Here is a 10,234-nt window from a genome sequence, read left to right on the forward strand (position 1 = left end):
AGTACGTCGACCAGGTCCGCGACCTGCTGCGCCCCGGCACCCGGGTGCTCGCCAGCGGGCTCGGCGCCGAGGAGGAGCGGGCCCGCGCCGCCGTGGCCGAGGCGACCGCCGGGCACGCCGTGGCGCTGGTCGGCTCCGGCGACGCCGGCGTGTACGCGATGGCCAGCCCCGCCCTGGAGTACGCCGACGAGCGGATCGACGTGGTCGGCGTGCCCGGGGTGACCGCCGCGCTGGCCGCCGGGGCCCTGCTCGGCGCGCCGCTCGGCCACGACCACGCCTACCTGAGCCTGTCCGACCTGCACACGCCGTGGGAGGTCATCGCCCGCCGGGTGGCCGCCGCGGCCGAGGGCGACTTCGTGGCGCTGCTCTACAACCCGCGCAGCCGGGCCCGCGACTGGCAGCTCGGCGCGGCGCTGGCGGCCTTCGCCGCGCACCGGCCGCCGGACACCCCGGTCGGGGTGGTGCGCAACGCCAGCCGGGCCGGCGAGCGGGTGCACCTGGCCACCCTGGCCACCCTCGACCCGGCGCTGGTCGACATGTACAGCGTCGTGGTGGTGGGCAGCAGCCAGACCCGGATCGTCGCCGGCCGGATGGTCACCCCAAGGGGGTACCGGTGGCGGCCGTGACCATCGGCGCCTGCCAGGGCTGCGGCGCCTGCCTGCTCACCTGCCCCACGCACGCGATCCGGCCGGTGCCCGGCGGCCTCGCCGTCCGGGCGGACCGCTGCACCGGCTGCCTGGAATGCCTGGAGATCTGCCCGGTGGACGCGATCCGCGCCACGGACACCGACGAACGTGGAGGGAACCGATGAGTTCGACCGCGCTCAACGCCGCACCACCGGCCGGCCCGTGGAGCCGCGCCGAACGGCTGCGCCTCGGCGGCATCGTGCTGGCCGTCGCCGTGCTGCACGTCGCCGGCTGGAGCCTCTACCTGTACTGGAACGACCAGCCCGCCGCGGCCGGCGGCCTCGCCGGGGCCGGCACGCTGGCGTACCTGCTCGGGGTGCGGCACGCCTTCGACGCCGACCACATCGCGGCGATCGACGACACCACCCGGCTGATGCTGCTGCGCGGGCGGCGCCCGGTCGGCGTCGGCTTCTTCTTCGCGCTCGGGCACAGCGCGGTGGTGCTGCTGCTGGCCCTGATCGTCGGCCTCGCCTCGGCCAACCTCACCGGGCCCGGGCTGGCCGAGGCGCGCGAGGTGGGCGCCACCGTGGCGGTCGTCACCGCCACCGTGTTCCTCGCCCTGGTCGCGGCGCTCAACGCGGCGGTGCTGGCCGGCCTGGCCCGGCTCTGGCGCCGGCTGCGCCACGGCGAGCTCGACGAGCGGGAACTGGACCTGCACCTGCTCAACCGGGGGCTGGTGCAGCGCGTCCTCGGCTCCCGGGCCCGGGCGCTGGTGCGCTCCTCCTGGCACATGGCGCCGGTCGGGTTCCTCTTCGGCCTCGGCCTGGAGACCGCCAGCGAGGTGACCCTGCTCGCCCTGTCGGCGAGCACGGCCGCCGCCGGCGGGCTGCCGGTGCTCGCCCTGCTGACCCTGCCGCTGCTCTTCGCGGCCGGCATGTCCGCCATGGACACCGCCGACAGCCTGCTGATGAGCCGCGCCTACTCGTGGGCGTACCGGCAGCCGGCCCGCCGGCTCTACTACAACCTGGCCACCACGGCCGTGACGGTGCTGGTCGGCGCCCTCGTCGCCAGCGTCTACGCGGCCGGCCTGCTCGTCGACCACCTCGGGGTGTCGGCGCTGGCCGGGTACGCAGGGATCGCCGGGCACTTCGAGCAACTCGGGTACGCCGTCGTGGTCCTGTTCGTGCTCGCCTGGGCCGGAGCGGTGGCGCTGTGGAAGCTGGGCCGCTACGACCAGCGCTACGGCGCCGCCGCGACGGAGGTGCGGTCGTGAGCCGGGTCGTGCACCCCATCGAGCGGGAGTCCTACCGCATCCTGCGCTCCCGCGTCGACCTCACCCACCTGCCGCCGCTGACCCGGGCCGTCACCGAGCGGGTGGTGCACGCCAGCGCCGACCTCGACTACGTCACCGACCTGGTCTGCGACGAGGCGGCACTGGCCGGCGGGCTGGCCGCCCTGCGCGCCGGCGCGCCGGTGGTCACCGACGTGGCGATGGTCGCCGCGGGCATCACCGGCCGGGAGACGGTCTGCCCGGTCGCCGAGCCCGCCGCCGCCGAGCTGGCCCGCGCGGCCGGGATCACCCGGTCGGCGGCGGCGGTGCGGATCGCCCTGGACCGGGTCGGCCCCGGCGCGGTGTGGGTGGTCGGCTGCGCGCCGACCGCACTGGAGGAACTGATCACCCTGGACGCCCGGCCGGCGCTGGTCGTCGGGCTGCCGGTGGGCTTCGTCGGCGCCGCCGAGTCGAAGGCGGCGCTGCGGGCCAGCGGCCTGCCCGGAGTGTCCAACCGGGGCGAGAAGGGCGGCTCGGCGGTCGCCGCCGCCGCCCTCAACGCCCTGCTGTACGTGGAGGAGGAGCATTGAGCGCTCTGGTCATCGTCGGGCACGGCACGCGCAGCGCGGCCGGGGTCGACCAGTTCGTCGCGTTCGTCGAGCGGGTGCGTCGCCGCGCCGCCGGCACCCTCGGCGACGTCGAGGGCGGCTTCATCGAGCTGTCCCGGCCGCCGCTCACCGACGCGGTCGGCGCGCTCGTCGCGCGGGGGCACCGCGCGCTGGTCGCGCTGCCGCTGGTGCTGACCGCCGCCGGGCACGGCAAGGGCGACATCCCCGCCGCGCTGGCCCGCGAGCGGGAGCGCCACCCCGGCCTCAGCTACGTCTACGGCCGGCCGCTGGGCCCGCACCCGCTGCTGCACACCGCCCTGGAGCAGCGCATCGACGCCGCCCTCGCCGGCGACGACCGGGCCGGCACCTGGGTGGCGCTGATCGGGCGCGGCTCCACCGACCCGGACGCCAACGCCGAGGTCGCCAAGGTGGCCCGGCTGCTCTGGGAGGGGCGTGGCTACGCCGGCGTCGAGCCGGGCTTCGTCTCGCTCGCCGAGCCCTCGGTGCCGGCGGTGCTGGACCGGCTGCGCCGGCTCGGCGCCCGACGGATCGTCGTCGCGCCGTACTTCCTCTTCGCCGGGGTGCTGCCGGACCGGATCGTCGCGCAGTCGGCCGCGTTCGCCGCCGCCCACCCCGACCTGGACGTGCGGGTGGCCGACCTGATCGGCGACTGCGACGCCCTCGCCGACCTGGTCCTCGAACGGCACGCCGAGGCGCGCCGCGGGGACATCCGGATGAACTGCGACACCTGCGCGTACCGGGTCCTGATGCCGGGCTTCGCCGACAAGGTGGGCCGGCCGCAGACCCCGCACGACCACCCCGACGACCCGGTCGACGGCCACGGCCACGGCCACCACCACCACGACCACGACCACCACGGCCACGACCACGGCCAGCACGGGCACGGGTCGGGTCACCGCCACGGGCCCGGCCCGCGTCCGGGTCAGGTCGCCGTGGTCGGTGGCGGGCCCGGGCCGGACGACCTGATCACCGTACGGGGCAGGGCGCTGCTGGACGCGGCGGACGTGGTGGTGGTCGACCGGCTCGCCCCGCGGGGACTGCTCGCCGGGCTGCGCCCGGGGGTGGAGGTGGTCGACGCGGCGAAGGTGCCGCGGGGACCCGCGATGGGGCAGGACGCGATCAACGCCACCCTCGTCGCGCACGCCCGCGCCGGGCGGCGGGTGGTCCGGCTCAAGGGCGGCGACCCGTACGTCTTCGGGCGTGGCCACGAGGAGGTGCAGGCCTGCGTGGCCGCCGGGGTGGACGTGACCGTGGTCCCCGGGGTGACCAGCGCGGTCGCGGCGGCGGCCCTGGCGGGGGTGCCGGTCACCCACCGGGGCGTCGCGCACGACGTCACCGTCGTCTCCGGGCACCTGCCGCCCGGGCATCCCGACTCGCTGGTCGACTGGGCGGCGCTGGGCCGGGCCCGGGGCACCCTGGTGCTGCTGATGGCCGTGGACACCGTCGACAAGATCGCCGCGGTGCTGGTCGAGCACGGCCGGGCCCCGGACACCCCGGTCCTCGCGGTGCAGGACGCCGGGCATCCCGACCAGCGCGCCGTGACCGCCCGGCTGGACGAGATCGGCGCGGTGGCCGCCCGCGAGCGGATCGCCCCGCCGGCCGTCTTCGTCCTCGGCCCGGTGGTCGACCTGCGCCTCTCCGCCGAGCCGCCGGACCCGGGCCGCTGACGCCACCGCTCAGCCGGTGACGACCCGGGCCAGGGCGACGCCGGCGGTGGCGGCGGCGAGGCCGGCGGCCACGCTGGACAGCACGTTGACCAGCGCGAGGAACCGCCGGCCCCGGCGCGCCAGCCGCAGCGTCTCGTAGCCGAAGGTGGAGTACGTGGTCAGCGCGCCGCAGAAGCCGGTGCCGAGCAGCGCGCCGGCGGCCGGGCCGACGGGCAGCCCGACCAGGAGGCCGAGCAGCAGCGACCCGGCCACGTTGACGGTCAGCGTGCCCCACGGGTAGGCGCTGCCGAGCCGGGCCTGCACCGCCCGGTCGGTGAGGTAGCGCAGGGGCGCGCCGACGGCGGCGCCGAGCGCGATCAGCAGGACGGTCACCGGCCGGCCCCGGGCCCCGGCCGGCCGAGGCGGGCGGCGCCGAGCAGCCGGCCGGTGACGGCGTCGCCGAGCCAGACGGCGACCAGCGCGCCGAGCAGGGTCGCGGCCAGGTAGCCCAGGGCGACCTCCGGCGCGCCGGCGTCGAACGCCAGCCGGACGTCCACCGTGTACGTGGCGAAGGTGGTGTAGCCGCCGAGCACCCCCACGCCGAGGAACGGGCGCAGCAGCGGTCGGCGACCGCCGGAGCGGTCCAGCACCGCCATCAGGACGCCGATCAGCAGGCACCCGGTCAGGTTGACGGCGAAGGTCGCCCACGCGAAGCCCACCGGGCCGTGCGGGACGGCGTGCTGGAGGCCGGCCCTGGCCAGGGCGCCGAGCGCGCCCCCGGCCGCGACGCAGCCGAGCACCGCGCCGGGGCGGGCGGCCAGCTCGCCCCGGTCGGCGGGTACGCGCAGGTCGACGTCGGGGTCGACGCGCGGATCCGGTCCGGTCACCTCGCCCTCCCCGCCGGTGCCACGGGCAGGGCCTCCGGTGTGCGCCGTCAGCCTAGCGCCCGGCGCGGCGGTCGTCGGGGCGTCAGCGCACCCCGGCGACGGCGGCGTCGGGGCCGCCCCGCCACACCGTGCCCACCTCGGCGAAACCGGCGGCGGTCAGCGCGGAGAGGTGCCAGGAGATCGGCGGGTTCCACTCCGGGCTGTGCCCGGTGGGGTAGATGGCGTGCCGCTGCGCGACGAGCGGTCGCAGTGCCGGATCGGCCTCCGCCCGTTCCCACCAGTCCGCCCAGGACAGCGCGGCGCCGGCGGCGAACCGGGCCGCCCGCCGGTCCCGCGCCCGGTCGAGCAGGCGCTTGGTGAGCTGCGGCAGCGCGTCGTCGGGCATGTGGTCGGCGTTGACCAGGATCCCGCCCGGCCGCAGCAGGGCGCGCAGCTCGGCGTAGAGCCGTTCGAGCCGCTCGGCCGGCAGCCAGTGCAGCGCGGTGGCGGTGAGGACGGCGTCGTAGTCGCGGTGGGGGAGCGCGGCGTGCCAGTCGGGCCGGCCCAGGTCGGCGGTGACGACGGTGACCCGGTCCCCGAGCGAGGCGCGGGCGAGGGCGAGCAGCGCCGGGTCGAGGTCCACCAGGGTCACCTCGGCGTCGGGGAAGCGGCGCAGCGTCCGGTCGGAGATGGTGCCGGTGCCGCCGGCCAGGTCGAGCAGCCGCAGCCGGTCGTCGTCGCGGACCGCGTCGACCGCGTCGAGCATCGCCGTGAACCGGTGCTCCCGGTCCGGCAGGTACGCCTCCTGCTGGCGGTCCCAGCTCTCCTGCCAGGCCGCGACATCGTCGAGGTAAGGACTCATGCGGATCAGGCTAGTTACAGCGGCGGGGCGCGTCCAGGGGTTGTTGCCAGATATTTGCAACAACCAGGAACTGGCAGGAAGGGGGCCGGGTGGCGCACGCGCCACGCCGACGCGCCGTTTTGCCGGGGATGTGCCGGGGCATAGGGCCCCTACCTGGGGATTCATCGAAAGGGGGATCGCGATGGCCGACACGACGACGGCGTCCGGCGCGCGTCCGGCCGGGAACACGTTCCGGGGCGGGCGGTCGGGCGGCCGGGCGGAGGGGCCGCCGTTCCGCAGGCCGAGGTGGCCCAGGGCGTACTCGTTCGCGCTGGTGACCGGGGCGCTGTTCCTGCTCTCCTGGATCGCGCAGTTCGTCTTCCAGGCCACCGCGGCGAGCAACGAGGCGAGCCAGCACGGCCAGCCCTTCGCCTGGGCCGACTTCCTGCCGCAGTTCCTCGCCTCCACCTTCGAGAACTGGCAGTCCGAGTTCCTCCAGCTGATCTGGCAGGCGGCGGGGCTGGCCCTGTTCTACCACTGGGGTTCCTCGCAGTCCCGCGAGTCCGACGAGCGGATCGAGGCGAAGCTGGACGCGCTGCTGCGCGAGCGGAACCTGGACCCGGAGAACCCGTGACCCCGGCGCGACGCCACTGACCGGCCCGCCGACGCCCGCCGGGCGGTCGAGAAGCGGCACGACGCTGCCCGCCGGCCGGCACGGCCGCCGCTGGTGGCGGGCGCGCGGGCCGGCGTACGGTACCAAGATCGGCGGTCGAGGGGACCGTCCCGGACGGGGTGGAGCGGTCGATGGCGGGACGCGGTGGATCGTCGGCCGGCGGCGGGGCGGCGGAGGTGGCCGGGCGCAACGCCGCGTACGACATGTTCGCCGCCGACGTCGCCTCCCGAGGGCTCGGCATCGAGCTGGTGGACGCCGCCGACGGCGCGGCGGTGGCCCGGATGCGGGTGACCGGCGCGATGGTCAACGGCCACGCCATCGCCCACGGCGGGTTCGTGTTCCTGCTCGCCGACACCGCCTTCGCGCTGGCCTGCAACAGCCACGGCCCGGCCACCGTCGCCGCCGGCGGCGAGATCACCTTCGTCCGTCCCGCCCGCGAGGGGAACCTGCTGACGGCGCACGCCACCGAGCGCACCCGGTACGGCCGCAGCGGCATCTACGACGTCACCGTCACCCGGGACGACGGCGCGGTGGTGGCCGAGTTCCGGGGCCGCAGCCGCACCCTGCCCCCGACCGCCGGCTGAGCCCTGTCGGCTGAGCCCCGCCGCGGCTGGGCCCCGCCGCCGGTTGGGGTCGCCCGGCCGGTGCCCCCACGACGGGCTCCGCCGCGGCTAGCATCGGCGCGGTGCGAGTACTCGTGGTCTCCGCGCCGTTGATCGGGCACGTCGCCCCGCTGCTGCCGCTGGCCGCCGCGCTGCGTGACGCCGGGCACGAGGTGCTCGTCGCCACCGCCGCCGACGGCCTGCGGGCGGCGCGGCCCGGGGTGCCGGCGCGCGACGTCGCGCCGGCGTTCGACTTCGGACGGATCGCCCGTGGCGTGCTGCTGCGCCATCCGCTGATCGCCCGGGCCGAGCTGGCCGGCACCGGCGGCACCCGCGGTGCCGGGCTGCTCTTCGGCGCGGTCAACGACCAGCTCGCCGACGGGGTGGTCGCCGTCGCCAGGGAGTGGAAACCCGACCTGGTGATCCACGAGCCGTTCGCGGTGGCGGGGGCCCTCGCCGCCGCGACGCTCGGCGTGCCCGCCGTACGCCAGGAGAACGCCCTCTTCGACGGCCGCGAGCTGGCCCGGGCCACCCTGGCGCGGCTGGGTCCGGCCCTGCGCCGGCACGGCCTGACCGAGCTGCCGCCGCCAGCCGCTGCCATCGCCGTCGCCCCGCCCAGCCTGCTGCGTCAGGACGGCTGGCCGATGCGCTACGCCTCCGCCGCCGGCGGCGAGCTGCCGGACTGGCTGCGCGAGCCGGGGGAGCGGCCACGGGTGCTGGTCAGCCGCAGCACCGTCGCCGGCCCGGGCAGCGCCGGGCCGATGCCGGCCGTCGTCGCCGCCGCCGACCGGGTCGACGCCGAGTTCGTGCTGGTCCGCCCCGACGCGCGGCTGGCCCGCCGGGCGCTGCCCGGCAACGTGCGTACGGTCGACTGGGTCCCGATCCCCGCGGCCCTGCCGATGAGCGTGGCGCTGGTCCACCACGGCGGCGCGGGCAGCGTCCTCAGCGCGCTGATCGCCGGGGTGCCGCAGCTCGCCACCGTCGGGGCGGGCGACCGGCGGCACAACGCCGAGCTGGTGGCCGCGCGCGGGGCCGGCATCGCGGTCCGGACCCGCGACATCACCGCCGACACCCTGACCCGGCTCGTCACCGACACCGCGCTGCGCGATGCGGCGCGGCAGGTCGGCGCCGAGATCGCCGCCATGCCCGCGCCGAGCGAGCTGGTGCGGCGGCTGGAATCGCTGCGCTGACGCCGGCACCAGCGGCCCGACGGGGGGTGGCGGGCGGTCGCCTTCCTCGACGGGCGGTGGCCCGCCGCCATGCCGTGCGGGCCGCGTCCCGCCGTCAGCGGAGGCGGGCCAGGTCCTCGGGGGTGAGCCGGATCGCCCCGGCCGCCACGTTCTGCGCCAGGTGCTCCGGGTCGCCCGTGCCGGGGATGGCCAGCACGTGCGGCCCCTGGTGCAGCGTCCACGCCAGGCGGATCTGGTGCGGGGTCGCGCCGTGCGCGTGCGCCACCGCCCGTACGGCCCCGTCGTGGTCGCCGCCCGCGCCCGCCTCCCGCCCGGCGCCCGCGATCGCGAAGAACGGCACGAAGGCGATCCCCCGCTCGCCGCAGACCCGCAGCAGCTCATCGGCCCATCGGTTCACGTCGAGGGCGTACGCGTTCTGCACGCACACCACCGGCGCGATGTCCCGCGCCTCGTCCAGGTGGTCCACCCGCACGTTGGACAGGCCGAGATGCCGGATCAGCCCGGCGTCGCGCAGCTCGGCGAGGGCGGCGAACCGCTCCGCCACCGAGTCCCGCCCGGGCCGCCGGACGATCCGCAGGTTGACCACGTCCAGGTGGTCCCGGCCCAGCCGGCGCAGGTTCTCCTCCACCTCCCGGCGCAGCTCCGCCGGGGTCAGTTCCCGGTGCCGGGTCGCCTCGTCGAAGGACGGCCCGACCTTCGTGGTGATGACCAGGTCGTCCGGGTACGGCGCGAGGGCCTCGCGGATCAGGTCGGTGGCGTACCGGGGCGAGCCGCTGCCGACGCCGAGCGGCCCGCCCGGCGAGACGTAGAAGGCGGCGGTGTCGATGTGGTTGACCCCCAGTTCGACGGCCCGGCGCAGGACGCGGACGGCGCGCGCCCGGTCCGGGTCGACGGTGAGCCGCATGGAGCCGAACCCCATCCGGTGCACGGTGCGGTCGCCGAGCGTCCAGGTCCCGGCGGCGGAGGCGGTAATCTCTTCGTCAGTCATCGGGCGAACCTAGTGCGGTGTCCACTAACGTTCACCGGGTTTCCGGTGGAGTGTTGTGGATCCTCGCCGTGTGGGCGAGCGACTTCCCACCGGGTGGTGGGGCGGGCCACCGCGGGCCATCTTGACCTTCGCGTCGCCGGGTGGGCGGCGGGGGTCACGTCGGGACTGGCCGGTGCCGGGGAGGTGCCGGCCGGCTCGACGGTGCGTGACCACCCCGGGCAGCGTGACAGCTGTGGGGGTGGTGGGTCCGCCGCCCGGGGTACGGGTGGCGATGCTGGCCGCCGCGACCAGGTCGCGGTGGCCTGAGAACTGGCAGTGCGGGCAGGTCAGGGTCCGCCCGCGTGGCTTCGGTATCCGTCGGCGGCAGGTGGGGCAGGTCGACGACGTGCCGCGTTCGTCGACGAGGTGGACGGTGATGCCGGCGAGGGTGGCCTTGTCGGTGAGGATCTGTAGGAGTCGGCCGATCTGCCACTGCCGCAGCCGCAGGTTGTGCCGCCGCCCCGCCGGCAGGTCGAGGACACCGCGGGGGTCGCCGACGTGCAGCACCCCCACCCGCTGACCTACCGCCCACGACACCACCGTGCGGGCGGCCTCGTGCTGGGCCTGCCGCACCCGCCGCCGATACCGACCCTCCACCACCCGTGCTCGGGCCCGATACTGGCGCCACCGCCGCGACCCCCGCTGACCCGGCTTCGGCGCCCGCCGGGCCACGGCACGACGGCGGGCTTTGGTGTCGGCCAGGTGCATGCGATGCTCGGCGCGGATCGCCCGCCCCGACACCAACAACGCCTCCCCGCCACAGCCGGCAACCGCGTACGGGTGGATGATCCCCACGTCCACGCCCGCCACCCTGGCCGGATCCGGACCCTCACCCGACGGGTACACCGTGATCGGCACCTCGGC

13 protein-coding genes are annotated in these 10,234 nt (G+C 76.8%); 8 read left to right on the forward strand and 5 right to left on the reverse strand.

Going from position 1 to position 10,234, the window contains the following annotated elements; translation table 11 throughout:
* The 5 genes from AB0G13_RS31970 to cobA all read left to right on the forward strand — a co-directional run.
* A partial coding sequence (locus tag AB0G13_RS31970) for a precorrin-3B C(17)-methyltransferase (protein ID WP_357882541.1) occupies positions 1 to 626 on the forward strand: 626 nt, incomplete at its 5' end.
* Positions 614 to 811 carry a 4Fe-4S binding protein gene (locus AB0G13_RS31975; protein ID WP_357882544.1) on the forward strand — a complete coding sequence of 66 codons (198 nt, stop codon included), beginning with the start codon at positions 614 to 616 and terminating at the stop codon, positions 809 to 811. The genes AB0G13_RS31970 and AB0G13_RS31975, both read left to right, overlap by 13 nt.
* Entirely contained in the window at positions 808 to 1,899 is a 1,092-nt protein-coding gene (locus tag AB0G13_RS31980) for a HoxN/HupN/NixA family nickel/cobalt transporter (RefSeq protein WP_357882547.1), read from the forward strand. The genes AB0G13_RS31975 and AB0G13_RS31980 overlap by 4 nt, the downstream gene beginning before the upstream one ends.
* On the forward strand, positions 1,896 to 2,486 hold the full coding sequence (locus AB0G13_RS31985) for a precorrin-8X methylmutase (RefSeq protein WP_357882550.1): 591 nt from the start codon (positions 1,896 to 1,898) through the stop codon (positions 2,484 to 2,486). Before AB0G13_RS31980 ends, AB0G13_RS31985 begins: the two co-directional genes overlap by 4 nt.
* Positions 2,483 to 4,192, forward strand: a complete 1,710-nt coding sequence (gene cobA / locus AB0G13_RS31990) for a uroporphyrinogen-III C-methyltransferase (protein ID WP_357882553.1) — start codon at positions 2,483 to 2,485, stop codon at positions 4,190 to 4,192. Before AB0G13_RS31985 ends, cobA begins: the two co-directional genes overlap by 4 nt.
* Before the next feature lie 9 nt (positions 4,193 to 4,201).
* Here the strand turns inward: cobA and crcB are convergent, their stop codons facing one another.
* From crcB to AB0G13_RS32005, 3 genes are all read right to left on the reverse strand, one after another.
* Positions 4,202 to 4,564: a fluoride efflux transporter CrcB gene (gene crcB / locus AB0G13_RS31995; protein ID WP_357882556.1), complete on the reverse strand. Its 363-nt coding sequence runs from the start codon at positions 4,562 to 4,564 to the stop codon at positions 4,202 to 4,204.
* Complete coding sequence (locus tag AB0G13_RS32000; RefSeq protein WP_357882560.1) at positions 4,561 to 5,058, reverse strand: CrcB family protein; 498 nt, start codon at positions 5,056 to 5,058, stop codon at positions 4,561 to 4,563. The genes crcB and AB0G13_RS32000 overlap by 4 nt, the downstream gene beginning before the upstream one ends.
* An 82-nt stretch (positions 5,059 to 5,140) precedes the next feature.
* On the reverse strand, positions 5,141 to 5,899 hold the full coding sequence (locus tag AB0G13_RS32005) for a class I SAM-dependent methyltransferase (RefSeq protein WP_357882563.1): 759 nt from the start codon (positions 5,897 to 5,899) through the stop codon (positions 5,141 to 5,143).
* Between the two features lie 181 nt (positions 5,900 to 6,080).
* Between AB0G13_RS32005 and AB0G13_RS32010 the strand changes: the two genes are divergently transcribed.
* From AB0G13_RS32010 to AB0G13_RS32020, 3 genes are all read left to right on the forward strand, one after another.
* The gene (locus AB0G13_RS32010; RefSeq protein WP_357882565.1) at positions 6,081 to 6,512 is read left to right on the forward strand and encodes a DUF6766 family protein; all 432 of its coding nucleotides are present in this window, start codon (positions 6,081 to 6,083) and stop codon (positions 6,510 to 6,512) included.
* A gap of 170 nt (positions 6,513 to 6,682) precedes the next feature.
* Complete coding sequence (paaI, locus tag AB0G13_RS32015; RefSeq protein WP_357882569.1) at positions 6,683 to 7,135, forward strand: hydroxyphenylacetyl-CoA thioesterase PaaI; 453 nt, start codon at positions 6,683 to 6,685, stop codon at positions 7,133 to 7,135.
* A gap of 101 nt (positions 7,136 to 7,236) precedes the next feature.
* Positions 7,237 to 8,343: a nucleotide disphospho-sugar-binding domain-containing protein gene (locus AB0G13_RS32020; protein WP_357882572.1), complete on the forward strand. Its 1,107-nt coding sequence runs from the start codon at positions 7,237 to 7,239 to the stop codon at positions 8,341 to 8,343.
* A 94-nt stretch (positions 8,344 to 8,437) separates the two neighbouring features.
* Here AB0G13_RS32020 and AB0G13_RS32025 read toward each other — a convergent pair whose 3' ends face one another.
* Positions 8,438 to 9,331, reverse strand: coding sequence for an aldo/keto reductase (locus AB0G13_RS32025; RefSeq protein WP_357882575.1), 894 nt, complete (start codon positions 9,329 to 9,331; stop codon positions 8,438 to 8,440).
* A 24-nt stretch (positions 9,332 to 9,355) separates the two neighbouring features.
* A partial coding sequence (locus AB0G13_RS32030) for a transposase (protein WP_357882578.1) occupies positions 9,356 to 10,234 on the reverse strand: 879 nt, incomplete at its 5' end.

It is taken from the genome of Micromonospora sp. NPDC023633 (assembly GCF_040640035.1).
Taxonomy (GTDB): Bacteria; Actinomycetota; Actinomycetes; order Mycobacteriales; family Micromonosporaceae; genus Micromonospora.